The 26,111-nt window shown below is 46.6% G+C and carries 19 protein-coding genes and 1 pseudogene; 15 read left to right on the forward strand and 5 right to left on the reverse strand.

Annotated features, from left to right (window positions below; genetic code table 11):
- The 8 genes and pseudogenes from DWY63_RS17145 to DWY63_RS17185 all read left to right on the forward strand — a co-directional run.
- Positions 1-219 (forward strand): annotated as a pseudogene (locus DWY63_RS17145) (TMEM165/GDT1 family protein); the annotation flags it as partial.
- Between the two features lie 463 nt (positions 220-682).
- Entirely contained in the window at positions 683-2,269 is a 1,587-nt protein-coding gene (locus DWY63_RS17150; protein ID WP_055225808.1) for an AAA family ATPase, read from the forward strand.
- A gap of 38 nt (positions 2,270-2,307) precedes the next feature.
- On the forward strand, positions 2,308-2,790 hold the full coding sequence (locus tag DWY63_RS17155) for a prolyl-tRNA synthetase associated domain-containing protein (protein ID WP_055268132.1): 483 nt from the start codon (positions 2,308-2,310) through the stop codon (positions 2,788-2,790).
- Positions 2,791-3,040: 250 nt separating this feature from the next.
- Positions 3,041-3,250 (forward strand): hypothetical protein, encoded by a 210-nt coding sequence (locus DWY63_RS19185; RefSeq protein WP_055225802.1) that lies wholly within the window; start codon positions 3,041-3,043, stop codon positions 3,248-3,250.
- 85 nt (positions 3,251-3,335) lie between these two features.
- The gene (locus tag DWY63_RS17165; protein ID WP_117802692.1) at positions 3,336-4,085 is read left to right on the forward strand and encodes a nucleoside phosphorylase; all 750 of its coding nucleotides are present in this window, start codon (positions 3,336-3,338) and stop codon (positions 4,083-4,085) included.
- A gap of 80 nt (positions 4,086-4,165) precedes the next feature.
- Complete coding sequence (locus DWY63_RS17175) at positions 4,166-4,705, forward strand: kinase (protein WP_226906354.1); 540 nt, start codon at positions 4,166-4,168, stop codon at positions 4,703-4,705.
- Positions 4,706-4,818: 113 nt separating this feature from the next.
- Complete coding sequence (locus DWY63_RS17180) at positions 4,819-6,507, forward strand: AAA family ATPase (protein ID WP_055225796.1); 1,689 nt, start codon at positions 4,819-4,821, stop codon at positions 6,505-6,507.
- 13 nt (positions 6,508-6,520) lie between these two features.
- Positions 6,521-6,967, forward strand: a complete 447-nt coding sequence (locus DWY63_RS17185; RefSeq protein ID WP_055225986.1) for a GNAT family N-acetyltransferase — start codon at positions 6,521-6,523, stop codon at positions 6,965-6,967.
- Positions 6,968-7,074: 107 nt separating this feature from the next.
- Here the strand turns inward: DWY63_RS17185 and DWY63_RS17190 are convergent, their stop codons facing one another.
- On the reverse strand, positions 7,075-8,211 hold the full coding sequence (locus DWY63_RS17190) for a glycerate kinase family protein (protein WP_055225794.1): 1,137 nt from the start codon (positions 8,209-8,211) through the stop codon (positions 7,075-7,077).
- Positions 8,211-9,809 carry an AAA family ATPase gene (locus DWY63_RS17195; RefSeq protein ID WP_055225793.1) on the reverse strand — a complete coding sequence of 533 codons (1,599 nt, stop codon included), beginning with the start codon at positions 9,807-9,809 and terminating at the stop codon, positions 8,211-8,213. The genes DWY63_RS17190 and DWY63_RS17195 overlap by 1 nt, the downstream gene beginning before the upstream one ends.
- Before the next feature lie 490 nt (positions 9,810-10,299).
- Between DWY63_RS17195 and ileS the strand changes: the two genes are divergently transcribed.
- The 4 genes from ileS to rsmA all read left to right on the forward strand — a co-directional run bounded on the left by ileS (position 10,300) and on the right by rsmA (position 19,980).
- Positions 10,300-13,419 carry an isoleucine--tRNA ligase gene (gene ileS / locus DWY63_RS17200; RefSeq protein ID WP_055222021.1) on the forward strand — a complete coding sequence of 1,040 codons (3,120 nt, stop codon included), beginning with the start codon at positions 10,300-10,302 and terminating at the stop codon, positions 13,417-13,419.
- Positions 13,420-13,527: 108 nt separating this feature from the next.
- On the forward strand, positions 13,528-15,990 hold the full coding sequence (locus DWY63_RS17205; RefSeq protein ID WP_117802693.1) for a glycogen/starch/alpha-glucan phosphorylase: 2,463 nt from the start codon (positions 13,528-13,530) through the stop codon (positions 15,988-15,990).
- Between the two features lie 198 nt (positions 15,991-16,188).
- On the forward strand, positions 16,189-19,092 hold the full coding sequence (locus DWY63_RS17210) for a hypothetical protein (protein WP_442857758.1): 2,904 nt from the start codon (positions 16,189-16,191) through the stop codon (positions 19,090-19,092).
- A 15-nt stretch (positions 19,093-19,107) separates the two neighbouring features.
- Complete coding sequence (rsmA, locus tag DWY63_RS17215) at positions 19,108-19,980, forward strand: 16S rRNA (adenine(1518)-N(6)/adenine(1519)-N(6))-dimethyltransferase RsmA (RefSeq protein WP_022461748.1); 873 nt, start codon at positions 19,108-19,110, stop codon at positions 19,978-19,980.
- A gap of 726 nt (positions 19,981-20,706) precedes the next feature.
- Here rsmA and DWY63_RS17220 read toward each other — a convergent pair.
- The gene (locus DWY63_RS17220) at positions 20,707-21,858 is read right to left on the reverse strand and encodes an ROK family transcriptional regulator (RefSeq protein WP_117802694.1); all 1,152 of its coding nucleotides are present in this window, start codon (positions 21,856-21,858) and stop codon (positions 20,707-20,709) included.
- A gap of 513 nt (positions 21,859-22,371) precedes the next feature.
- Between DWY63_RS17220 and DWY63_RS17225 the strand changes: the two genes are divergently transcribed.
- The 3 genes from DWY63_RS17225 to DWY63_RS17235 all read left to right on the forward strand — a co-directional run bounded on the left by DWY63_RS17225 (position 22,372) and on the right by DWY63_RS17235 (position 24,160).
- The gene (locus DWY63_RS17225) at positions 22,372-22,770 is read left to right on the forward strand and encodes a Fur family transcriptional regulator (protein ID WP_022462913.1); all 399 of its coding nucleotides are present in this window, start codon (positions 22,372-22,374) and stop codon (positions 22,768-22,770) included.
- A 170-nt stretch (positions 22,771-22,940) separates the two neighbouring features.
- Positions 22,941-23,486, forward strand: a complete 546-nt coding sequence (locus DWY63_RS17230) for an NADH peroxidase (RefSeq protein WP_022462914.1) — start codon at positions 22,941-22,943, stop codon at positions 23,484-23,486.
- A 140-nt stretch (positions 23,487-23,626) separates the two neighbouring features.
- Complete coding sequence (locus DWY63_RS17235) at positions 23,627-24,160, forward strand: cob(I)yrinic acid a,c-diamide adenosyltransferase (RefSeq protein WP_022462915.1); 534 nt, start codon at positions 23,627-23,629, stop codon at positions 24,158-24,160.
- Between the two features lie 179 nt (positions 24,161-24,339).
- On the opposite strand, the gene DWY63_RS17240 is transcribed toward DWY63_RS17235, so the two are convergent.
- Positions 24,340-25,692 carry an MATE family efflux transporter gene (locus tag DWY63_RS17240; RefSeq protein WP_117802695.1) on the reverse strand — a complete coding sequence of 451 codons (1,353 nt, stop codon included), beginning with the start codon at positions 25,690-25,692 and terminating at the stop codon, positions 24,340-24,342.
- An 18-nt stretch (positions 25,693-25,710) separates the two neighbouring features.
- Positions 25,711-26,109: a DUF4234 domain-containing protein gene (locus DWY63_RS17245; RefSeq protein WP_022462917.1), complete on the reverse strand. Its 399-nt coding sequence runs from the start codon at positions 26,107-26,109 to the stop codon at positions 25,711-25,713.
- Between the last annotated feature and the right edge of the window lie 2 nt (positions 26,110-26,111).

The following is a 26,111-nucleotide window of genomic DNA, read 5'->3' on the forward strand; positions in this document are numbered from 1 at the left end:
TACCTCTTAAAGAGCAAGACACCGGATGGGCTGCTGAATACACTGGCGTTTGTCATCTTTTCAATTTTCGGTGTATACACACTTTACCAGGGACTGAAACTGATCAGCGCAAGCGTCTGTCCACTGCCGGTATGGCCGGTACTGATCGCAGCAACGGCTGTTTTTGTTGTTGTATGTGTCTGTCTTTTTGTGAAAAGAGAGAAGAAAAAAGCAAAATAAAAACTGCGCACCGCATACTCATGATTTGGATGAGAAATGCGGCGCGTATTTTTTATGCGGCAAAATGAAAGTTTACCATTGAAGCATTTATAGGGTATAATATTTTGTAACTATTCAGAGCCCCATCTCGCCATATGAAATTCCAGAAAAATAGCTCATTCATGTAAACATGATTCGCGATTTTTCTTCCATTTCGCATGGCTCTGAATAGTTACAATATTTTCAAATCATTATTTACGAGGATGAAGGATAATAACATGTCTGATTTTAGTATCAACGAAATGCAGGAAATGCAGAAAGCGGGAAAAATGCGGACTGAAAAACAGAAGACCGGAATTGTATGGGATTCTCACAGGAGGACGAAAGTGAAAAACCGGAAGCTGCGTGGGAAAATCCTGTCCTTGTGATAGTCAGAGGGATCAAGTATAATGAGTCATATAAAATGTTGACGGGAGGGATTTGCATGGGAAGTTATCTGAATCCGGGAAATGAAGCATTTGCGGTTGCATTAAATTCTGAGATTTATGTTGATAAAACAGGACTGCTGACTTATACGAATAAAGTCATGAACACTCTGCAGGGATATATCTGCAACAGCCGCCCGCGGCGGTTTGGAAAATCAATTACGGCAAATATGCTCACCGCGTATTACAGCAAGGGCTGCAGTTCGAAAGAAATGTTTTCCGGGCTGGAAATCAGCAGGGCAAAGGATTTTGAAAAACATCTGAATCAGTATGATGTGCTCCACTGGGATATCCAATGGTGTATGGAACCGGCAGGCGGACCGGAGCGGATTGTTTCTTATATCTCAGAAAAAACGATTTCGGAGTTAAAAGAATATTATCCCCATATACTTCCAGAAGAAATCCGGTCACTGCCGGAGGCGCTGTCGCGGATCAACGCGGCATCCGGGACAAAATTTATTGTGATTATAGACGAATGGGATGTTCTGATTCGTGACGAGGCGGCGGATCTCAAAACACAGGAAGAATATATCAATTTTCTGCGGGCGATGTTCAAAGGGACGGAGCCGACAAAATATATTCAACTGGCATATCTGACAGGTATTTTGCCTGTAAAAAAAGAAAAGACACAGTCGGCGCTGAACAATTTCAAAGATTATTCGATGCTGTATGCCGGGCCGATTGCACCATATGTAGGTTTTACAGAAACAGAAGTTCAAAAACTATGTGAAGTATATGGTCAGAAGTTTGAAGAAGTCAAACGATGGTACGACGGTTATCAGATTGGGAAATATCATGTATACAATCCAAATGCCGTTGTGAACCTGATGCTCGAAGGCGAATTCCAGAGCTACTGGTCCGGAACCGCATCCTATGAGGCGATTGTTCCGCTGATCAATATGGATTTTGATGGCCTGAAAAGTGCCGTAATCGAAATGCTTTCAGGAGATCATGTTCCGGTTGATGTTACCTCTTTTCAGAACGATACCGTTAGCTTCGCCAATAAAGACGATGTGCTGACGTATCTGATTCACCTTGGATATCTGGCCTATGACCGGACATTTAGAACTGCTTTTATTCCGAATGAGGAAATCCGTCAGGAATTGATTCTGGCAACGAAAAGGAAAAAATGGAATGAGTTGATTGTATTTCAAAAAGAATCAGAGCAGCTTCTGAAAGATACAATTCAGATGAATGGAAACGCAGTAGCAAAAGAAATTGAAAAAATTCACAGGGAATATACTTCTGTGATTCAGTATAACAATGAAAACTCACTCAGCAGTGTTCTGTCCATTGCCTATTTGAGTTCCATGCAATACTATTTCAAACCAATCCGCGAATTTCCCGCGGGTCGTGGATTTGCAGACTTTGTGTTTATTCCAAAGCCGGAGTTTCAGAATTATTACCCGGCGCTTGTTGTGGAACTGAAATGGGACAAAAGCGTCAGAGCAGCATTAGATCAGATCAGAGACAGAAAATATCCGGAGTCTGTTGCATGCTATGCAGGGGAGCTTTTGCTGGTGGGAATTAACTACAATGAAAAAACAAAAGAACATGAATGCCGGATTGAAAAGTATGAAAAATAAGGGCATATTTCAATTTCAGTTTACAGAGATAAAAGAGTATGGATAAGATAGAGATATATCATTATTTAAAAAGGCAAAATATAGCGTATGAAATTACGGAACATAAGGCAGTTTTCAATATGGAAGAAGCAGATGCTGTTGATTTGCCGTATCCAGAGTGGGGCGCTAAAAATTTATTTGTTCGCGACGATAAAAAACGTAATTATTATTTGATAACGATGAAAGGGAACAAGCGAGTAGATTTGAAAGCGTTTCGCAGGCAACGTGGTCTGCGTGCACTTTCTTTTGCAGCTGCGGAGGAATTATTTGATATTATGAAACTGATACCCGGTGCCGTTACGCCGCTTGGTATTCTAAACGATGCCGAACACAGAGTTCAAGTCTTCATGGACGTGGAATTTGTCGGAAATAAAATTGGTGTTCATCCAAATGATAATACAGCAACCGTTTGGATGCAGGCTGATGATTTAATGAAAATAATTCAGAAGCATGGAAATACTGTGGAATACGCATGTATATAATCGAAAGGTATTGCTAAAAAGTCTGAAAAAAGAAAAGTTCACAAACAAAAATGGTTCTCATTCTGCACTAAATATATTTACCGAGTATTCCATGACAGATCCCGGTGATCTGGCGGAATATTTTGGCTTCACAGAGCAGGAGATATCTGCCCTCTGTGAAAAATATGAGATGAGTTTTGAAGAAGCAAAAACGTAGTACGATGGTTATCAGTTGATTGCGCATCGGCAGACTGGAGATGAAATTTATTCCATGTATAGCCCGAAATCTGTGGTAGAAGCCATGCTGCGCCACAAATTCGGAACCTATTGGAACCAGACGGAAACGTATGAGGCCTTAAAAATTTATATTCAAATGGATATGGATGGCCTGAAAGATTCTGTGGTTCGAATGCTTGCCGGTATCAATTATAATAAAAAAACGAAGAAACATGAATGTGTTATTGAAGTAATGCAAAAATAAAAACGGAAGTCTCATGTCTGCGCAGTAAGGGTGGTGGATATGGGACTTTTTGGTAAAGATAAATAAAATTTATGGAGGAAACAGAATGATTATTGATTCTTATGATATCAACAGCGAGCCGATTGTAAAGCTGGAGAATTTTTATGGGGAGAAGCAGCATCTGGTAAAAAAATGTATGGTAATTTTTTCAAAAGTAATATATGAATACATGCTTGAAAAATTCCCATGCCGACAGATTGCAGAAGTAAGAGCATGCAATGGAAATATACCGGTTTGGACTCTGCCATATGAGGAAGAAACGATTGCTTTCTACCTGACACCAATTGGTTCCGCTCTTGCAGCAGGAACGATTGCCGAAGTCAATCATTTAACAGGAGCATCCGTCTTTATCATGTTTGGCTCGTGCGGCAGTCTGGACAAAGAAGCAACCGATGGAAAGTTTATTCTCCCAACGGAGGCATACCGGGGAGAAGGACTGTCCTATTATTTTGCAGAACCGCAGGACTACATAAAAATAAAAAACACGGACAAACTGGCGGAATTTTTCAAAGAAAGGAAACTGCCATACGTTCAGGGGCGCGTATGGACGACAGACAGTATGCTTCGGGAAACGGTAAATCTTGTAAGAAAACGAAAAGAAGAAGGATGCATTGCCGTGGAAATGGAACTCGCAGGCGTTCAGGCGATCAGTGATTTTTATGGATTTGAACTGTATGATTTTCTTGTTGCGGGAGATGTGCTGATCGAAGGAAACTATGAAACGAATGGATTATCTGCCGCTAACCACGATCTGGACAAGCTGTTTCTGGCGCTGCAGATAGCGAAAAGTGTATAAAATTACAATGTTTGAGGAAAAAGAAATATTTCAGAGCCGTTTGCAGAAACTTTTAGATAATACGAAAGCGGGAATTATGTATGGAGAATGGAATGACAATGGGCGATTGCTTACGGACGAATAAATTAATCATTTTAAGAGGAAATTCCGGCAGTGGAAAAACAACTATTGCAAAGGAATTACAGCAAGTGTTCGGAAATAATACAATGCTGATCTCGCAGGATGTTATCCGAAGAGATATGCTCAAAGTCAAAGACGGAGAAAATACAAAGGCGCTGCCTCTTCTGGAAGAACTTCTGCGATATGGAAGAAAACACAGCGAGATTGTTATTCTGGAAGGAATACTGAATGCGGAATGGTATCGTGCATTATTTGAGCTGGCAGTAGCTTTATATGGAAAAAATATATACGCATATTACTTCGACATCCCCTTCGAGGAGACCGTGAAGCGCCACAAAACAAAGCCGAACTGCAATGATTTCAGTGCAGAAGATATGCAGAGATGGTGGAACGAAAAAGATTATACATCCGTTCTGTATGAAACCAGAATAACGGCGGATCAGGACAGAGAAAGCATAGTTCGTGACATCTGTCAAAACATAATATCCAATGGAAAATAATTGCTTCGGACAGGGAATGATCTTTGTTCTGCCAGAGAAATATGATAAAATAGAAACAGAAATAAATTTTTGCAAGCCTGTCGGTGGTAAAGGATTTAGGAAGGAGCAGACCCATGAAATCAGTAATTTCCATTGGAAATCAGGATTTTATATCCATCAGAAAGAATAACTGTTTTTATATCGATAAGACGGATTTTATCAGGGAATGGTGGGACAATCAGGACAGTGTTACTCTGATCACACGCCCAAGAAGATTCGGCAAGACCCTGAATATGAGTATGGTCGAATATTTCTTTTCCGTAAATCATTCCGAATGCAGCAAATATTTTGAAGACCTTGTCATCTGGAAAGAGGAAAGATTTCGTAAGCTGCAGGGAACGTATCCGGTGATTTCCCTCAGCTTTGCAGATATCAAGGCAACCACATATGAGACTGCAAGAAGAGCGGTAATTCGTAAGCTGGTAAAATTATATAGTACTTTTGAATTTGTCAAATCCAGCAAAGTATTAAATGAAAAAGACCGCGCCTATTTTGATTCCGTTGAAGAAAATATGTCGGATGATGCGGCAGCAGTAGCTGTCAATTATCTGTCCGATTATCTGAGCCGCTATTACGGAAAAAAGGTGATTATTCTTCTGGATGAGTATGATACTCCTTTGCAGGAATCGTATATTCATGGGTATTGGGAGAATCTTACTGCGTTTATCAGAAGCCTGTTCAATTCCACATTCAAAACGAATCCCTATATGGAACGGGGACTGCTGACAGGAATAACAAGAGTCAGTAAAGAATCTATCTTTTCCGATCTGAATAATCTTGAAGTTGTAACAACAACATCGGAAAAGTACAGCGGCTCGTTTGGCTTTACAGAAGAAGAAGTCTTTCATGCGCTGGAGGAAAATGGGCTGTCCGATGAAAAAGGAACCGTCCGCTATTGGTATGATGGATTTTCCTTTGGAAAACGGAAGGATATTTACAATCCGTGGTCCATTACAAAATATCTGGACACGGGAGAATATGGAACGTACTGGGCAGACACCAGCGGAAATATGCTGATCTCCAATCTGATCCGTCGAAGTCCTGCAAAGATCAAGACGGAAATGGAAGATTTATTAAACGGCAGAGTGATCTGCACAGAATTGGATGAGCAGGTTATTTTTGAACAGCTTGGCAGAAAGCGGGGAGCCATCTGGAGTCTTATGCTTGCGAGCGGATATCTGAAAGTGGATCGGTACGAAATGGATAACCGAACAGGAAAGCGCCAGTATGATTTGAAAGTGACAAATCATGAGACAATGCTGATGTTTGAACAAATGATAGAGGACTGGTTTACAGAAGAAGATTCTGCATATGGCAATTTTAAAGATGCTCTGCTTGCCGGAGATCTGGATTATATGAACCAGTTTATGAATCAGGTAGCACTTCAGACATTCAGCAGTTTCGACACGGGCGGAAAACCATCAGAGGAACTCGAACCAGAAAGATTTTACCATGGATTTGTCCTTGGGCTGATTGTTGATCTGGCCGGAAAATACAGAATCACTTCCAACAGAGAAAGTGGATTCGGAAGGTATGACGTAGTAATGGAGCCATTGAAAGAAAACCTGGATGCGATCGTAATGGAATTTAAGGTTCAGAACACATCAAAAGAAAAGTCGCTGGAAGAGACGGTGGAGCATGCACTTCGTCAGATTCAGGAAAAACAGTATGACACAGAATTGCTTGCCAGAGGAATCGCAAAGGAGCGGATCAGGTATTATGGATTTGCGTTTCGGGGGAAGAAAGTGTTGATTGGAAATTAAAATGAGAGAAAATATGAAAATCAGAAAAGCAGAACTGAAAGACCTGTCCAGAATTGCGGAAATTTTCGTGTTCAACAACCGAATCAATTATTTCCCGATTTTTCACGAGGAGGCCTATTCCTTCGGTGAAATGCAGGTAGTCCCGATGATCGACCAGTACTTTAAGAAAGAAGAAATCTTAAACCGCATCTATGTCTACGATGATGGAATTATAAGAGGTTTTACAGAAATCAACGGAACCGAAATCTGTAAACTATACGTAGATCCATGTCTGCAGAACAACGGAGTCGGCCACGGGCTGATTACCTTTGCAATTGAAAAGTTTGACGCAGACCATCTATGGGCATTGGAGAAAAATACGCGTGCCATTGCGTTTTACAACCGCCACGGATTTCGGTGGACAGGAACGAAACAGCTGGAAGCAGGAACGACAGAATATCTGCTGGAATTAAGACGATGAGAGCACGACGTGTTTTCTGTCCTTCCTGCAAAAATTAAAGCAGGAGAAAACGGTCTTGTATTTTAACCGACTCAAGCAAGTAGCGAAGCGGATTGCGAATATCCGCTTTACTGAAGCAAAAATAGCCGAAAAGCCTGTTCTACCGTATCGGTCATATTTTCTGCCGCATTTTTCACATCCATAGCTTCTTCGAGTGAAACGACGCTCCGCAGAATCGGGAAAAAGGCATCAATTCCGGCGGCGTTGCATGCAGATGCATCTTTTGTAACACAGCCTGAGAACGCAAGGACAGGTTTGCCGTATTCTTTTGACAGTTTTGCAACTCCAATCGGCGCTTTTCCCATCACGGTTTGCCCATCGAGCTGTCCCTCACCGGTGATGACAAGATCAGCGTCTCTCACATCATCACGAAGTCGGGTTTCGTCCAGTACGATCTGAATGCCGGGTTCCAGTGAAGCAGAAAGAAACGTCTGAAAAGCAAATCCAAGTCCGCCCGCAGCACCCGTTCCGGGAAATTCCGCGTCGACGTTCGGGAATGTTTTCCGGCAGAGTGCGGCGTAGGAGGCAAGCGATGTGTCCATACGTTTGATCATGACAGCATCCGCGCCCTTCTGCGGTCCGAAAACGGCGCTGCAGCCGTTGGAACCGCAGAGCGGATTCGTTACATCGCAGGCAATACGGAAGGTGCATTCCGAAAGTTCCGGCAGAACGTGATCTGCCGTAATCGCGGTAAGAGATTCCAGTCCGACAGCACCAAAAGGAACCTGTTTTCCTTCTGCATCGAGCAGTCCGAAACCGAGTGCCTGTAGCATACCAATACCGCCGTCATTTGTGGCACTTCCGCCGATTCCAATGATAAAGCGGTGGCAGCCATTGCGGATGGCATCGCAGATAACCTCACCGACACCGTACGTTGTGGTGTACAGCGGATTTTTCTCATCGCCGTGTACCTGCGTAATACCGGCAGCCCCCGACATCTCGATAATGGCGGTCTGCGTCCGGTCGATGATGCCATACGGGCAGATAACCTGCTTTCCGGCAGGACCGGTCACCGAAACGGAGACAAGCCGTCCGCCAAGACCTTCGGTCAGTGCCTGAACGGTACCTTCACCGCCATCGGCAAGCGGGCGCACAACCGTCTCCACCTTCGGATCGACACGATAAATCCCGGTGGCGGCCGCTGTTCCTGCCTGCAGAGAGGAAAGGCTTCCTTTAAAAGAATCAATTGCAATCACAACTTTCATCATTTTTCTCCTGATTTCAAATATTTTTCAATCCGACACTCATGCACCTTCGTCTTCTTATCATAATTAACACCAACCAGCAGAATATCCCCTGTATAAGATGCAATGGAAGCCGGGTAATGCTGTCTTTTAATCTGATCCAGTGCCGTTTCCGCATTCTTGTTCCATTTCAGTTCTACTACAAGCGCCGGAAAATCGTATCGGTATTCCGGCTTTGGCAGAAAGACAAAATCGGAAAAACCGCGCCCGGTCGGAAGTTCACGAATGGGTTTGAAGTAATATTGTATGGAACTTAAATAAGCAATCGTGAGCACACAACTGAGTGAATTTTCATTATGATACTGAATCACAGAAGTATATTCCTCATGGATCTTTCCAATTCCTGCAGCAACCGCATTTTCATCCATAGCAAGTGTAGCATCCAGAAGCTCTGCAGATTCCTGCTGAAAGGTAAGAAGTTCATTCCAGCGGTTGGAAGTAACCGCCGTCAGAAATTCCCGGCGGATTTCTTCATTTGGAATGTATGCCATCTGCGTCTGCTGATTATAGGCAAGATACCCTAGATGAATCAGCAGCGTCAGAACATCATCTTTATTCACAAAGCTGACCATGTCATTTTTAAAAGAGGTAACCATGACAGGAACTGCGGCGCCGGAAAGCATCTCCAGAATTGCTGTTTTCAATCCGTCAAAATCCATATTGATAAAAGGAACCATCGAGTCGTATGTGCTCGTCTCCGACCAATAGCTTTGGAATGTCCCATCCAGAAGCAGACTTGTCACCGCGTTTGGATTGTATACATGGTAATTTCCAAGCAGATAGCCGTCGTACCATCGTCTGACTTCCTCAAAATTTTGTCCGTATTTCTGACAGAGAGCGGAAACTTCATCTTCTGTGAATCCAATATAGGAAGCCAGCGGGCCTGGATTCAGCATGGAATACTGATGAAAATTATTTAAGGCAGACTGCGTTTTCAATTTTTTGATCGGAAGAATACCCGTGAGAAACGCAAGCTGGATATATTTCGTCGGTTCCGTCCCTTTGAACATTCCACGAAGAAAATTAATGTAATCATCCTGAATTTTCTGGTTGGAGGCCTCATCACGAATCAGGACATCCCATTCATCAATAATAATCACAAATTTCTGTCCGGTCGCCTCTTTGATCCGGGACAGAGCGTCGGGAACGGTGGAAACTTCCGGCGGAAGCTGATCTGCATAGATGGTACGCAGCTCGGCCAGTGTACATTCTGTAATGTAGGCCACAATCTGTTCCGGATCGCTGACATTCGAAAGAAACCACTGGATGTCCAGATGAATCACATCGTACTGGTTCAGATGCTTCTCAAAGTCTGCCGTCTGGCTGATCGCAAGGCCAGAAAACATCTTTCTGGAATCACAGCCCTTGCTGTAATAGGCCGCCAGCATATTTGCAGCAAATGATTTTCCAAACCGCCGCGGGCGGCTGTTGCAGATATAGCCCTGTATGGTGTCCAGAACTTTGTTGGTATACGATAAAAGTCCTGTTTTGTCCACATAGATTTCAGAATTGAGAGCAACCTGAAATGCACTGTTGTCCGGATTCACAAATCTTCCCATGATTTCACTTCCTTTCCGTTTTTTGATTATACCCCGATTTTACCATTCCCCCATCCAAATAGCAACGCACACCCCCGAAAATCCCGTAAAATCGCGGAAAAGAACCGATAAAATATGCTTTCCACTCTTGACAACGCTTACAGCCCCTAGTTATAATAAGGCATGAAAAACGATGACGAAGACAGTAGTCTGCGCGTGAACGGTCTGTGGAAAGCGAGCCGGGGATGGTGGGAGTCCGGTACAAGTAGCGGCAGGTGAACATCACTTCCAAGTTGCAGTTCTGAATCTGCGTACCCGGCGCATAAAATATAGAAAACCGGAGAGCAGTGGTAAGAAGTTGCCGGTTGTTCCCCGTTACAGGAAATGCATATGATAGTATGTAACAGGTGGTTACGATAAGTACAGCTTTCGTCCTATTACAGGGCGGGAGCTTTTTCTTATTTTACGCGAGCAAATCAAACGAGAAACTTAAGTTTCAGGAGGTACAAGCATGTACAAGAAAGTTTCAACCGACATGAACTTTGTCGAGAGAGAAAAACAGGTTGAGAAGTTCTGGGAAGACAATCAGATCTTCGAAAAAAGTATGAAAGTGCGTGAAGGAAATCCGTCCTACGTGTTCTATGACGGACCGCCGACCGCAAACGGAAAACCGCACATCGGCCACGTAGAGACCCGTGTTATCAAGGATATGATCCCGAGATACCGTACCATGAAGGGTTATCAGGTGCCGAGAAAAGCAGGCTGGGATACCCACGGACTGCCGGTAGAGCTGGAAGTTGAGAAAAAACTCGGTCTGGACGGAAAAGATCAGATCGAAAAATACGGCGTAGAGCCATTCATCGAGCAGTGTAAAGAGAGCGTATGGAAATACGAGGGAATGTGGGAAGACTTCTCCCATACCGTTGGCTTCTGGGCTGATATGAAAAACCCATACGTTACGTATCATAACGATTACATCGAGTCCGAGTGGTGGGCATTAAAAGAGATCTGGAAGAAAGGTCTTCTGTACGAAGGACACAAAATCGTTCCTTACTGCCCGCGCTGCGGTACCCCGCTTTCTTCTCACGAAGTAGCGCAGGGATACAAAGATGTCAAAGAACGTTCTGCCGTTGTCCGCTTTAAAGTAAAAGGCGAGGACGCTTACATCCTGGCATGGACCACCACACCGTGGACCCTTCCGTCCAACGTTGCGCTCTGCGTCAACCCGGATGAGGATTATGTAAAAGTAACAAGCAAAGGATATACCTATTATATGGCAGCCGCTCTGGTAGACACCGTTCTCGGTGAGGGCGCTGAAATCCTGGAGCATTATCAGGGCAAAGATCTTGAGTTCAAAGAGTACGAGCCGCTGTTCCCGTACGCTGAGAAGAGAATCGGAAACAAAAAAGCATACTATGTAGTCTGCGATACCTACGTAACACTGACCGATGGTACCGGTGTTGTTCATATCGCCCCTGCATTTGGTGAGGACGACTCCAAGGTCGGTCACAGATACGATCTTCCTTTCGTACAGTTAGTAAACGAAAAAGGTGAGATGACCGAGGAAACTCCGTGGGCAGGTACTTTCTGCAAGAAAGCAGATATGGCCGTTCTGCAGGCACTCGAGGATAAAGACCTTCTGTTTGATGCGCCGCTGTTCGAGCACAGCTACCCGCACTGCTGGAGATGCGATACTCCGCTGATCTACTATGCACGTGAAACCTGGTTCATCCGCATGACTGCAGTAAAAGAGGATCTGATCCGCAACAACAACACCATTAACTGGATTCCGGAAAGCATCGGAAAAGGACGCTTTGGCGACTGGCTGGAAAACGTTCAGGACTGGGGACTTTCCAGAAACCGTTACTGGGGAACTCCGCTTCCGGTATGGCAGTGTGAATGCGGCCATCAGGACTGCATCGGCAGTATCGAAGAGCTGAAAGAAAAAGCCGACAACTGCCCGGACGACATCGAGCTTCACCGCCCATACATCGACGCAGTGACCATTAAGTGCCCGAAATGCGGTAAAGAGATGCACCGTGTACCGGAGGTTATCGACTGCTGGTTCGATTCCGGATCCATGCCGTTTGCACAGCATCACTATCCATTCGAGAACAAAGAAACCTTCGAAAAACAGTTCCCGGCACAGTTTATTTCCGAGGCTGTAGACCAGACACGTGGATGGTTCTACTCCCTGCTTGCAATTTCCACTCTGCTGTTCAACAAAGCACCGTACGAGAACGTTATCGTTCTTGGTCTGGTACAGGATGAGAACGGACAGAAGATGAGTAAATCCAAAGGAAATGCGGTAGATCCGTTTGACGCACTGCAGACCTACGGTGCCGATGCAATCCGCTGGTACTTCTACACCAGCAGTGCTCCGTGGCTGCCGAGCCGTTTCGCAGGCAAGACGGTCGTGGAAGGACAGAGAAAGTTCATGGGAACCCTGTGGAACACCTACGCGTTCTTTGTCCTGTATGCAAACATCGACAACTTCGATGCAACAAAATACAGTCTGGAATATGACAAACTGGCTGTTATGGATAAATGGCTGCTGTCCCGTCTGGAATCCACTGTAAAAGCAGTAGACGACAACCTGGCAAATTACCGTATCCCGGAAGCGGCAAAAGCACTGCAGTCCTTCGTGGATGATATGAGTAACTGGTATGTACGCCGCTCCCGTGAGCGTTTCTGGGCAAAAGGCATGGAGCAGGATAAGATCAATGCTTACATGACTCTGTACACTGCACTGGTGACCGTTGCAAAAGCAGCAGCTCCGATGATTCCGTTCATGACAGAGGATATTTATCAGAACCTCGTAAAGAGCATTGATGCAAGTGCACCGGAAAGTATCCATCTGTGCGACTTCCCGGAGGTACATGAGAACTGGATCGATCCGAAGATGGAAGAGGATATGGCAGACCTGCTGGAGATCGTCGTTATGGGACGTGCTGCAAGAAACACTGCCAATATCAAAAACCGTCAGCCGATCGGAACCATGTACGTGAAGAGTGAGTTCCAGCTTTCCGAATTCTACAAAGAGATCATCGAGGACGAGCTGAATGTCAAAGAAGTTGTATTTAAAGATGACATCGCAGATTTCATCAGCTACAGCTTCAAACCGCAGATGCGTACCGTAGGACCAAAATACGGAAAACTCCTGAACAAGATCAAAACAACCCTGTCTGAGCTGGATGGAAACAAGGCTATGGCAGAGCTCAAGAGCACCGGCGAACTTAAACTTGACATCGATGGACAGGAAATTGTATTATTAGAGGAGGATTTGTTAATTGACATGGCACAGATGGAAGGCTATGTATCCGAATCCGACCATACAATCACCGTTGTTCTGGATACCAATCTGACTCCGGAACTGATCGAGGAAGGTTTTGTTCGTGAGCTGGTAAGTAAAATCCAGACCATGCGTAAAGAGGCCGGCTTTGAGGTTATGGACAAGATCAGAGTATATGCAAAAGACAACGACAAGATTGTAAGCATCATGAAAAACCATGGTGATGAAATTAAATCTGAAGTTCTGGCAGAAGAAATCGTGACTGGAGAGACAAAGGGCTATGAGAAGGAGTGGAATATCAACTCCGAAAAGGTTACCATGGCAGTAGAGCGTATCTAAGAATACTTCTGGATGCGTTTCCACGACGATCGTTAATATAAAAATCAGCCTGCGAGCGGGGATGCAGACAAGCTCTCCGCTCGCAGACTGCTATTGAGGAGGACGCAGATGTTAAACGCCGAGTTCAACAAAGAAACTTTTAAGAACAGTGTCAAAGAAAACGTAAAAATGCTGTACAGAAAAAATCTGGAAGAGGCTTCCCAGCAGGAAATTTACCAGGCAGTCTGCTACGCAGTAAAAGACGTTATTATTGACAACTGGCTGAAAACCCAGAAAGCAATGGATGAGCAGGATCCGAAGATTCTGTACTATATGTCCATGGAGTTCCTGATGGGACGTGCGCTGGGAAATAACCTGATTAACCTGACTGCATACAAACAGGTACAGGAAGCTCTTGATGAGATGGGACTGAACCTGAACCTTCTGGAGGACCAGGAGAGAGATCCTGCGCTTGGAAACGGCGGTCTTGGCCGTCTGGCAGCATGCTTCCTGGATTCCCTGGCTACACTGGGATATCCGGCATACGGCTGCGGTATCCGTTATAAATACGGTATGTTCAAACAGCAGATCCGCGACGGTTATCAGGTAGAAGTACCGGACAACTGGCTGAAACACGGCTATCCATTCGAGCTGAAACGCCCGGAATACGCAAAAGAAGTAAAATTTGGCGGATACGTAGCACAGGAGTATGATGAGGCTACCGGACGCGTAAACTTCGTACAGAAAGATTACCAGTCTGTAAACGCAATTCCTTACGATATGCCAATCGTAGGATACGACAACGATGTTGTAAACACGCTGACCATATGGGATGCAGAGGCTATTCAGGACTTCTCCCTGGATTCCTTCGACAAAGGTGATTACCACAAAGCGGTTGAGCAGGAAAACCTTGCAAAAACCATCGTAGAGGTTCTGTATCCGAACGACAACCATTACGAAGGAAAAGAGCTGCGTCTGAAACAGCAGTATTTCTTTATTTCTGCAAGCGTACAGAGAGCAGTTGCAAAATATAAAAAACATCACGATGATATCACAAAGCTGTATGAGAAGGTTACCTTCCAGCTGAACGATACTCACCCGACCGTAGCCGTTCCGGAGCTGATGCGAATCCTTATGGATGTGGAAGGCCTTGGCTGGGATGAGGCATGGGAGATTACGACAAAGACCTGTGCATACACGAACCATACGATTATGGCAGAGGCACTTGAAAAATGGCCGGTTGACCTGTTCTCCAGACTTCTTCCGCGTATCTATCAGATCGTAGAAGAGATCAACCGCCGCTTCCTGATCCAGGTAAGAGAGCAGTACCCGGGTGATGAAGAGAAAGTCCGCCAGATGGCAGTGATCTACGACGGACAGGTTCATATGGCCCGTCTGGCTATCGTAGGCGGATATTCTGTCAACGGTGTTGCAAAGCTTCATACCGAGATCCTGAAAAAACAGACCTTAAAAGACTTCTACGAAATGACTCCGGAGAAGTTCAACAATAAGACGAACGGTATCACACAGCGTCGTTTCCTGCTTCACGGAAATCCGCTCCTGGCTGACTGGGTAACTGAGTATGCCGGAAATGGCTGGATTACCGATCTTCCGAAGATCAAAAAGATCGCTGAGCTTGCAGATGATACACAGGCACAGAAGGAATTTATGGAGATTAAACACAAAAATAAAGTTCGCCTGGCAAAATACATCAAAGAGCATAACGGCATTGATGTAGATCCGAACTCTATTTTTGACGTTCAGGTAAAGCGTCTGCATGAGTACAAACGCCAGTTTATGAACATTCTTCATATTATGTACCTGTATGACCGTCTGAAAAAGAACCCGGATATGCCGTTCTACCCAAGAACCTTCATCTTTGGAGCGAAAGCTTCCGCAGGCTATGAGCGTGCAAAAGCAATCATCAAACTGATTAATTCCGTTGGGGATGTCGTAAATAACGATCCGACCATCAAAGGAAAGATCAAAGTTGTATTTATCGAGGATTATCGTGTCAGCAACGCAGAGCTGATCTTTGCCGCTGCCGATGTTTCCGAGCAGATTTCCACCGCAAGTAAAGAGGCTTCCGGTACCGGTAACATGAAGTTCATGCTGAACGGTGCCCTGACTCTTGGAACCATGGACGGTGCAAACGTAGAGATCGTTGAGGAAGTTGGAAAAGAGAACGCCTTCATCTTCGGACTTTCCGCAGATCAGGTTATCGAATATGAGAACAACTACACCTACGATCCGATGAGCTACTTCATCCACGATCAGGACATCCACAACGTAGTGATGGATCTGATCAGCGGAAGATACTCAAACGGCGACACCATGATGTTCCGTGATCTGTATGACTCCCTGCTCACACCGAAGAATGCTCCGCGCCCGGATATGTACTTTACCCTGGCAGACTTCAAGTCCTATGCGGCAGCACAGGAGCGTGTTGAGGATAAATACAGAAATACTTCTGCATGGGCAAGAAGCGCGATCCTGAATACCGCACACAGCGGCAAATTCACATCCGACCGTACCATCCAGCAGTATGTAGATGATATCTGGCATCTGGACAAGATTACTGTCAGAAAGTAATCAGAATCAAATATAAGTAGTTAGGGGACACCTGCTTTTCCGGGGAAAACCGGAGGGGCGGGTGTTCTTTTTTTGATGCCCGCTGGAAGGATCTGCATCCCGAAAAATGCCTGCAAAACAGGCATTCTTTTGACATTCTACGGGGAGTGTGGTACACTGTTCGTGTCTATGAACTAAAACAATCTGAAATGTATTGAGGTGAAAAGATTGGATAAAGCTGAATATCAAAGCCGGCTGGAAGAGCTGAACAGTCTGGTAAAAAAAGAGGACTATGAGGGGGCACTTGCAGTTGTAGAAGCCGTTGACTGGCGGCGTGTCAAGAGTCTGCGTACGCTCGGCATGGTAGCGGATGTCTATGAGGCGAACAAACGATATCCGGAGGCGAAGAAGATTCTGCTGATGGCGTATGACCGTTCCTCCATCGGAAAGGGCATTCTGTACCGCCTGGTAGAGGTCTCCGTAAAAATGAAAGACTTTGATGAGGCGATTGACTTTTACAACGAGTTTGAAGCAGTCGCACGTCACGATAATTCCCGGTATCTGCTGAAATACAAGATTTTAAGAGGACAGAAAGCGCCGCTTGAGGAGCAGATTTCCCTTCTGGAGGAATACAAAGAGCGGGAATTTACCGAGAGATGGGCATATGAACTGGCAAACCTTTACAGCAAAGCCGGAGAGACGCAGAAATGCATCGATGCCTGTGATGAGCTGATCCTGTGGTTCAGCGAGGGCAAATATGTGACAAAGGCAATGGATCTGAAAATGAAGTACGAGCCGCTGTCACCGTCCCAGCAGATCAAATACGAGCATCGTTTTGACTACAAAAAGAATGAAGAGCCGTCTGAGGATCCGGAAGCACTTGAAGTGCGGTTAGCCGGAGAGAGCGGAGCCGGTGAAATGGCTGCGACGAAAGAGCCGGCAGAGACGCCGGAAGTAAAACCGGTAAACGGCGGTGTGATGAGCCAGTATGTGGCCGGTGAAGAAGAAAAAGAAGCCGGTTCGCCGTACGAAGCATATGAGAAAACACAGCAGGCCGAGGCAGATGCAGAGCAGGTGCAGGAGTACGAAGCACTGCAGCAGACAGAGGAGCCGATCGAGGAGATTCCGGAAGAGCAGGCGTATGCAGACAGCACGCCGACGTACCTTGGAAATACGATCGATCTTCACGCAGAGCTTGCAAAGAGCATCCGCGATGTCTTCTCCTTCCGCGGAAAGAAACAGGAAGAGACGGCAGTCGAGGAAGAGACAAGCGAAGAGCCGGTACAGTACGAAGTAAAAGATCTGGAGCCGGAGCAGCTTGATGTAAACGTAGAGGTATCCCCGGATGCCAACACGACAATCAAGACAAGACCGCAGCCAAAACCGAAGGAAAAAGCCGAGCCGGTAATGCCGAAAGCACCGAAGCCGGAGAAGAAATACGAAGAGCCGGACCTCGAAGCACTGTTCCAGGAGACCGCAGCAAACCTGTCGGAGGAAGTTGCGGAGGAAGAAGCAGAAGAGCCAGTGGAACCGGCAGCAGAAGCCGAAACCGCAGAGCAGCCGATGGATCCGGAGTCCGAGACAGAGGCACGGGAAACGGCAGAGGAGCCGCAGGCGGAAGCTGAGCCGGAAGAAGATGCAGAACCGGCAGATGAAGCGGAAACCGAAGAGATCACAGAACCGGCGGATGAGGCTGAAACCGAAGAAGCTACAGAGCCGATGGATGAAGCTGAGATCGAAGAGATTATAGAACCGGCAGCCGAGGCTGAAATCGAAGAAGCAGAAGTTACAGAACCAGCAGTGGAAGCTGAAACAGAAGCAGCCGAGAAGGCTCAGGCGGAAGCCGAAATTGAGGAAACCGTAGAACCGGCGGAGACACCGTCCATGGATGCAACGGTTGTCATCGCGGATCTGAAACCGGCAGAGGAGACACGGCCGACCATCGATTTTAGTGAGCTTCAGGCAGCGCTGAACGCAGAAGTGCAGGAAGCTGAAAAAGCATCGGAAATCGAACTGCCGGATGAGCCGGAAACTGCGGAAGCAGAACCTGCTGACGAGCCGGAAAGCGAAACAGAGCCGGAAACTCCGGCCGAGACTGAGCCAGCCGATCCGTTTGAGCCGGCAGGAACCCAGCCGATCGAGATTACCCCGGAGGAAATCGAAATCGAAGTTCCGACCGAGCCAAAGCGTGAGCGCGTATCCGATGCGACGATCAACATGAGCATCGAAAAAACAACGGATGCCACCGTTCAGCTGATCCGCGACAACATTCCGGAAGGAACTGTTGCGAAATCGATTGAAGAGGTGCTCCGCGAGGAGACGCCGGAGGAGGCAAGACTCCGCATCCTGAACGACACCCAGCCGGATAAGCTGAGTGACGAGCAGAAAGCGCTGTTTACTTACTTTGCGAAAGTTCCAGGCATGGATATCCAGATTCTGGATGCAATGCATGGTGTTTATCATTACGCAGGCGACCGTACTTCCCGTCATGGAAACATTGCCATTATGGGCGGATACGGTACTGGAAAAACGAAGCTGTCGGAGGATCTCGTCCGTGCAATCTGTGCTGACTTAAAACTTCCGGCAACGAAGATGGCCCGTCTGGATGCATCTGTTCTGAACAAAAAGGACTGTGCGCAGATTGTTTCAAAGCTGGCGGGAGGTTTCCTCCTGATCGAGCGTGCCGGTCTGATGTACCCGGAGACGATCGAGAAGCTGTCGCAGGCAATGGATTTCCGTACCGACAGTCTGGTTCTGATCATCGAGGATGAGAAGGTCAGCATGAGAGGTCTTCTGCGGAATTACCCTGATTTTGCGAAGAAGTTTGAGACGGTCATTTCGATTCCTGTTTTCACGAACGACGAGCTGGTTACGTTTGCCCGCACGTATGCGCGTGAGAATGGATACAAGATGGACGAGATGGGTGTGCTTGCTCTGTATACACAGATTGGCAACAATCAGAAGGAGGGCGAGCCGATGACGATTTCACAGGTCAAAGATATGGTGGATCGTGCCATCGCCCATGCAGAAAAGGGAACCCGTAAATTCGGAAGACGCATGTCCAGAAAGCATACCGATGCGGACGACCGCGTGATTCTTTACGAGAAAGACTTTGAGTTCTAAATACATGGAGAATTTATGGAGAAAGTAAAACCGTGGCTCGGGGAGCCGCAGAATACAATAGCCGTACTGCAGAAGTACGGCTTTGTATTTCAGAAAAAGTATGGTCAGAATTTTCTGATCGATCCACATGTGCTGGATAAGATTGTAGCCGCTGCAGGTATCGGACCGGACGATTTTGTTGTGGAAATCGGACCTGGTATCGGTACGCTGACGCAGTATCTTGCGTATGCTGCGCGGAGTGTGTGTGCGGTGGAAATTGACAAGAATCTGATCCCGATTCTGGAGGATACGCTGTCGGATTATGATAATGTTGAGGTTATCAACAATGATGTTTTGAAGGTGGATCTGGCGGCGCTGGCGAAGGAGAAGAACAACGGACGGCCGATCAAGGTTGTGGCGAATCTTCCGTATTATATTACGACGCCGATTATTATGGGATTATTTGAGAATCATGTGCCGGTGGATTCGATTACGGTTATGGTTCAGAAGGAGGTTGCGGACCGGATGCAGACGGGGCCGGGATCGAAGGATTACGGGGCGCTGTCGCTGGCGGTGCAGTATTATGCGGAGCCGTATATTGTGGCGAATGTGCCGCCGAACTGTTTTATGCCGCGGCCGAAGGTTGGAAGTGCGGTGATCCGGCTGACGCGTCATGAGGTGATGCCGGTGGAGACGAAGGATGAGAAGTTGATGTTCTCCATTATTCGGGCGTCGTTTAATCAGAGACGGAAGACGCTGGCGAACGGACTGAAAAATTCGGAGCTGCTGCATTTTTCGAAAGAGGAGATTGAGGCTGCAATCACAGCCTGCGGCTGGCCGCTTACGATTCGTGGGGAGGCATTGAATTTACAGGAGTTTGCGCGGTTGACGGATGAATTGTGTAAATAGAGGGGACGCCTCGCCGCCGCCCGTCCGCCCTTGCGTGATGCGCATGGCAGCGGTGGAAAAGCGGGGGAAAAACGTAGAAAAAATGGAGGTCTTTCGACAGACACCGGCATTATTCGCCAGGAAAGCCTGATGCTTTCCCAGCTCAGAATGCCTTGAAATCTGGTGTTGAGCACCAGATTTCAGTCTCTCGAAAGGCCTCCATTTTTTCTGGTTTTTCCTGCCCGCTTTTCCAATGCTGCCATGCCGCATCACGCAAGGACGGACGGGCGGCGGCGAGGCTGGTAGTGGGGGCGGGAGGGGAGGTCTGGATCCGCCCGGATGGGCGGATCGGCGTGAGATTGTTGTGAGGAAGATGGGAGAAAATGAGAAAAAGGCATGAAAAAAAGCACCGTTGGCGAAACAGTGCTTTCTTTCATTTTTATTTTTAAAGGAAGGAGAGCCGATTTTCTAATCGGCAATATGAAAAAGAAAATTGTGTAAATAATGTTGGCATTCATTATTTATGCTTTTAGTATACGGGTAAATTATGTTGAAAGCGTGTTCATGTTGTAAAAAAATCATGAACAAATTGTGACTATTCAGAGCCATGCGAAATTTCAGAACAAATTGCGAATCATGCTTGCATGAATGAGCACTTTTTTCTGAAATTTCATATGGCGAGAAGCCACATCAAGATGCAGCGCAGCGGAATCGAGATGGGGCTCTGAACAGGGACTTATTTCTGAGTTACAGGTCCAGCAGCTTAAAGGTGGAAATTCCGAGGAAGTTCCGGGAGCAGAGGCTGATTCCGCCCATGAGGACGGAGACATCCTGCAGGTGAGCCGGGAGGACGTGGAGGTACCAGCGGAGGCGGTTCTGGATTCCGGAGGTGATTTCGTCGATCAGACCTGGGATGTAGTTGGTGAAGGAGCTGTTGATGACGATGACGTCCGGGTTGAAGGTGTGGAGAACCGTGTTCAGGCTGATTCCGATGTAGTGGGTGAAATCCTGCATTACTTTGCGGGCGTTGGGGTTGCCTTCCTGGTAATACTGGATGAAGCGTTCGACGGAGACGTTTTCTAAGCCTTCGGCGGCGGCAAAATCGTTCAGGACGGAGGCTTCGGAGATGTACTGTTCGAGGCAGCCGTGGTTGCCGCAGGGGCAGGGCCGGCCATCGGGGAAGAGGATGGTGTGGCCGAATTCGCCGGCGTAGCCGTTCTGGCCGGTGTAGAGTTCGCCGTCAATGAGGATTCCCATGCCGACGCCTTCGTGGATGTTCAGGAAGATCATATTTTTAAAGTGCTCTGCGCAGGCGGCTTCGCCGATGACGGAGAGGTTGGCTTCATTTTCTACGATGACAGGGACCTGAAATTCTTCTTCGAGGTAGTTTTTCAGGTTGGAGTGTTTTAGATCGTAGTAGGGTGTGAATAAAACGAGGTCGTCGCAGACGACGCCGTAGATTCCGATGGAGATTCCGACGAGGCCGCACGGGGTCTTGGGGAGGTCGGATTTGGTTTTGTGGAGGAGGGAAATCAGGTATTCCTCCAGGGAGAGGGATGGATCAATCGGGTATTCTTTTACAGTACATGATTTTCCCTTCAGATCTCCGGTGAGAATGGTGATCTTTTTTACGCCGAGATCGACGGCGATGATGGAACCGCAGCGATTATTAAAAGTAAGCAGAATCGGTTTTCGACCCATGGAAGTTTTTTCGGCGCTGCCGAGTTCTATGACGAGCTGGCGGTCGAGCAGTTCCTGGACGATGGTGGATACGGTTGCTTTTGTCAGATGCAGCATTTTCGCCAGATCTGCGCGGGAAAGCGGCGGATGGTTGGCGATTGCCTCGAGAACCAGGGCGCGGTTCATGTCTCGTATATATTCCTGATTTCCGGTACTCATAAAAAATCCTCCATTCTGCCGCATTGGCTGTACATCAATCTTAACATAAATGAGAGAGAAATGACAGGGAAAATCGGGGATGGGCAATACGAATAGAAAAATTAACGGAGAAAAACGATTTCTAGACAGAGTAGAGAGTAAGGGACAGAATTAGAAATAAAATATGTGATAAATACACAAATAAAATATAAAATAATTCTAAAAAATGTACAGATTCACAGAAGATTCACTGCACGTTCATAATCTGTTCATAATTAATTGGTATAGTTATCTCAGTTCCAAAAGAACAGCGTGTATGCAATCACTACACAATTAAGATTTTTTCATAATAATAGCCCAGGCGCCGAGAGGTTCCTGGGCACTCCTCGTTTTTGGGGAATTTTTGATCTTGGGACAGACGGAAATCTGTGTAGACAGGGTAGTGATCTTTTTCTTGACTTTTGCGAGAAGCAGCCTTATAGTATAAATATAATAACAATTACTGTTATCGAAAGACACGAAAGGAAAAGAACTATGTCAACACTCAAGTATAGCAGACAAAGAGAAAGCATCAAAGTCTGCCTTCAGGGACGAAAGGATCACCCGACCGCAGATATGCTCTATACCGATGTACGGAAAGAATTTCCCAATATCAGTCTTGGCACAGTATACCGGAACCTGTCTCTTCTTTCTGAATTAGGAGAGATCAAGCGTCTTACAACAGGAGATGGCCCGGACCGGTTCGATGGAGATACTTCCACGCATCACCATTTCATTTGCAGAAAATGTCACTGCGTGACAGACCTTACAATGCGTGACATCAGCGAAATCAAGAACGTAGCAGCGGAAAATTTCAGAGGTACGATCGAAGATTACTCTGTGAATTTTTACGGCATCTGCGAGAACTGCAAAAATCACCCGGGGAACGTATAGCATCCCCAGGAAGAAAGAAAAAATTAAAAATAGGCATTGACAAAAAGGGAAGCTTATGTTAAAGTAATATCAGTAACAGTTACTAATATCAAAAATAAAAAACTGTTATAAACCACAAAATTGGAAATGATAAAATTAAATACACAACAAAAAGAAAGGAAAGAAAGACTATGAAAAAATTTGTATGCAGCGTATGTGGATATGTTTATGAAGGAGCAGAAGCACCGGAAGTCTGTCCGATCTGTAAAGCACCGAAAGAGAAATTTATCGAGCAGGGCGAGGATCTGACCTGGGCAGCAGAGCATGTAGTTGGCGTAGCATCCGATGTTCCGGAAGATATCAAAAAAGACCTGAGAGCCAATTTCGAGGGCGAGTGCTCCGAGGTTGGTATGTACCTGGCAATGTCCAGAGTAGCATTCCGCGAGGGATATCCGGAAGTAGGTCTGTACTATGAAAAAGCAGCTTACGAAGAGGCAGAGCACGCAGCAAAATTCGCAGAGCTTCTCGGCGAAGTTGTAACCGACAGCACCAAGAAAAACCTGCAGATGCGTGTAGAAGCAGAGAACGGCGCAACCGCTGGTAAAACAGATCTTGCAAAACGTGCCAAAGCCCTGAATCTTGATGCAATCCATGACACCGTGCATGAGATGGCAAGAGACGAAGCTAGACACGGAAAAGCATTCGCTGGTCTGCTGGCTAGATATTTTGGTAAATAATCAGGAAACCTTTTTGGGGGGCGGAATAAAATCTGCCCTCCTTTTTCCGTTGTTTACAATTTTTACTTGGGATTGCGAACTTGTTTCGAATTACCTGTTGTTTACAAATGAACATAGAAAGAAAAAGCGAGGTTTTCACCATGGAAAAACAGACAGGCTGTGTCCACATCTACTGTGGGGATGGAAAAGGAAAGACGACTTGTGGTATGGGACTCTGCACGCGTGCGGCAGGGTATGGATACCGTGTTTTGATTTATCAGTTTATGAAAGATAACAGCACGAGCGAGCGGAAGGTGCTCTTACTGTCGCCGAATGTGACGTTTGTGCCGGGGCAGGACAAGATAAAGTTTTCGTTTCTGATGACACCGGAGGAGAAGGCAGAGCAGAAACGGTATTATGAAGAGCAGTTTCAGAAAGTGACAGAAAAAGCAGTTCAGGAAGAATACGATGTACTGTTTCTGGACGAACTGGTTTATACGATTGGAAGCAAACTGTTTGATGAGCAGCTCCTTCTGGATTTTCTGGATCACAAGCCGGAGAAGCTGGAAGTGATTCTGACAGGGCAGGGACCATCGGAGGCGCTGATTGAGCGGGCGGACTATGTTTCGGAGCTGAAAAAAATCAAGCATCCGTTTGACAAGGGTCTTGCGGCAAGAGATGGAATCGAGCGGTAACGCTGAAAAAACAAGAAAAAAGATACTGTTTTGCGGGGAAGATGATTCCATGCAGAACAGTATCTTTTTCTTGATTTTGCGGGCAATGAACCAAAATCTGTGATGGAACAAGTTTCTGGTGATTGCCGCGATAACCTGAGAAGTATCTGGAAGCCGCTGTAAGACAGAAAATAACGTTATTATTTCGCACCGCGATCCGCAATCATTTTCGTGGATTTCTTCACGCAGTACAGACATGTCGGTGCGATATAGCAGCAGGCGGCGAGCCACGCAGCCTGATCCGCAAAGCAGATTGCGGTGAAGCCAAACGCACCGACAAATCCCAGGCAGACAATCGTTCGTGCCAGCATCTCCATTACGCCGGAGAAAACGGCTCTTCCCGAGTAGCCAAGTCCCTGCGTTACCATACGGCAGACATTCAAAATACCAAGCATCCAGTAGAAAAATCCGAGGCAGCGCAGATATTTTGCCGAAGCGTTGATTGCTTCGAAAGCAGAGCTGACAATAAAGAGCTTTGTCAGCGGCCGTCCGAACAGAATCATGATGACACCTGCAAACGCACCATAGCCGACACCGACAAGCACACCCTGGCGGAGTCCCTGACGGATTCGCTTTGACTGGCCGGCTCCGAGATTCTGACTGCAGAAAACGGAAGCCGCGGTACTGATCGCATCAAACGGGCACATCATAAACTGTTTGATTTTCATAGCAGCTGTGAACGCCGAAACATAAACACTGCCAAGTCCATTATTCGCTGACTGCATTACCATACTGCCGATCGCCGTGATCGAAAACTGCAGTCCCGTCGGAATGCCCATTGCGAGGAGTTCCTGCGCGGCATCCTTTCGCAGAGTGCGGTTTTCTTTTGTCGGAAGCAGGAGCTTTACCCTACGGGAAATAAAAAACAGACATAAAAGTCCGCTGATCGCCTGGGCGGAAATCGTCGCAATCGCCGCTCCTGCGCATCCCAGATGCAGAATGATAATACAGAACAGATCGAGGAAAATATTCAGAATTGCCGAAAATGCCAGAAACAGAAACGGTGTGCGGCTGTCCCCGACGGCGCGCAGGATGCTGGAAAGATAATTGTACAGAATCGAAAACGGAATTCCGAGGAAAATCACAAGCTGATATGCGTAAGCATCCGCGAAAATATCGGACGGAACCGACAGCAGGTGCAGAATCGGTGCACAGAGTAAACTGCAGAGTGTGGTCAGAATGGCCGCAATCAGGACAGCAAGTGCAGCACCATTAAAAATATAATCGCGCATTTTATCAAGCTTTCCGGCGCCGAAATACTTGGCAACCGGGACACTGAATCCCGTGCAGCTTCCCATACAGAAGCCGAGCACCAGAAACTGTACACTGCTGCTTGCACCGACGCTGGCGAGTGCCTCCGGGCCAAGTGCCTGGCCGACAATCGCCGCATCAATGATGTTATACGTCTGCTGCAGCAGATTTCCGATGAGAAGCGGAAAGGCAAACGAGAGCATCAGCTTTACCGGATTTCCCTTTACCATAGATGTTGCCATAAAAAACGCCTCCCCTGCTTAATATGCACGTGAATTATAAACGAGTGCCGTCTTATTCAGGTTCTGGATCATGAAATAGTCGGCAACGAGCTGGCCAATTCCGCCGGTCAGGTAGCCGAGCAGCGTCCACAGAAGAATGGCGGAACCGTTTTCCTCAATCATCACACCGTAGCGGTCGTAGGATTCGCGGTACATGCGGTTCGCTTGTTTGTAACGCCAGTAAACGCCGTAAATTCCACAGGTAACCCAGGACAGAAGCAGCACGATAATGTAGTTTGGGCTGTCTTCGCCGTCACCGTAAAAGATGGTGTTCAGGTCTTCCACATAAACATACCAGAAGTAGATCGAGTAGAGTCCGCACGTCAGAAATGTGAGCAGAAGATAGAACCAGAAACTGCGGTTGTCTTTTACATTCATTT

Source organism: Blautia sp. AF26-2 (assembly GCF_003460955.1).
GTDB classification, from domain to species: Bacteria; Bacillota; Clostridia; order Lachnospirales; family Lachnospiraceae; genus Fusicatenibacter; species Fusicatenibacter saccharivorans.

Bases quoted from the DNA above. Each gene is read 5' to 3' on its own strand.
- DWY63_RS17235 (WP_022462915.1), top strand. From the start codon at position 23,627: ATGGAAAAACAGACAGGCTGTGTCCACATCTACTGTGGGGATGGAAAA.
- DWY63_RS17185 (WP_055225986.1), top strand. From the start codon at position 6,521: ATGAAAATCAGAAAAGCAGAACTGAAAGACCTGTCCAGAATTGCGGAA.
- DWY63_RS17240 (WP_117802695.1), bottom strand. From the start codon at position 25,692: ATGGCAACATCTATGGTAAAGGGAAATCCGGTAAAGCTGATGCTCTCG.
- DWY63_RS17245 (WP_022462917.1), bottom strand. From the start codon at position 26,109: ATGAATGTAAAAGACAACCGCAGTTTCTGGTTCTATCTTCTGCTCACA.
- DWY63_RS17205 (WP_117802693.1), top strand. From the start codon at position 13,528: ATGTTAAACGCCGAGTTCAACAAAGAAACTTTTAAGAACAGTGTCAAA.
- DWY63_RS17175 (WP_226906354.1), top strand. From the start codon at position 4,166: ATGGAGAATGGAATGACAATGGGCGATTGCTTACGGACGAATAAATTA.
- DWY63_RS17190 (WP_055225794.1), bottom strand. From the start codon at position 8,211: ATGAAAGTTGTGATTGCAATTGATTCTTTTAAAGGAAGCCTTTCCTCT.
- rsmA (WP_022461748.1), top strand. From the start codon at position 19,108: ATGGAGAAAGTAAAACCGTGGCTCGGGGAGCCGCAGAATACAATAGCC.
- ileS (WP_055222021.1), top strand. From the start codon at position 10,300: ATGTACAAGAAAGTTTCAACCGACATGAACTTTGTCGAGAGAGAAAAA.
- DWY63_RS17165 (WP_117802692.1), top strand. From the start codon at position 3,336: ATGATTATTGATTCTTATGATATCAACAGCGAGCCGATTGTAAAGCTG.
- DWY63_RS17155 (WP_055268132.1), top strand. From the start codon at position 2,308: ATGGATAAGATAGAGATATATCATTATTTAAAAAGGCAAAATATAGCG.
- DWY63_RS17220 (WP_117802694.1), bottom strand. From the start codon at position 21,858: ATGAGTACCGGAAATCAGGAATATATACGAGACATGAACCGCGCCCTG.
- DWY63_RS17225 (WP_022462913.1), top strand. From the start codon at position 22,372: ATGTCAACACTCAAGTATAGCAGACAAAGAGAAAGCATCAAAGTCTGC.
- DWY63_RS17150 (WP_055225808.1), top strand. From the start codon at position 683: ATGGGAAGTTATCTGAATCCGGGAAATGAAGCATTTGCGGTTGCATTA.
- DWY63_RS19185 (WP_055225802.1), top strand. From the start codon at position 3,041: ATGTATAGCCCGAAATCTGTGGTAGAAGCCATGCTGCGCCACAAATTC.
- DWY63_RS17230 (WP_022462914.1), top strand. From the start codon at position 22,941: ATGAAAAAATTTGTATGCAGCGTATGTGGATATGTTTATGAAGGAGCA.
- DWY63_RS17195 (WP_055225793.1), bottom strand. From the start codon at position 9,809: ATGGGAAGATTTGTGAATCCGGACAACAGTGCATTTCAGGTTGCTCTC.
- DWY63_RS17180 (WP_055225796.1), top strand. From the start codon at position 4,819: ATGAAATCAGTAATTTCCATTGGAAATCAGGATTTTATATCCATCAGA.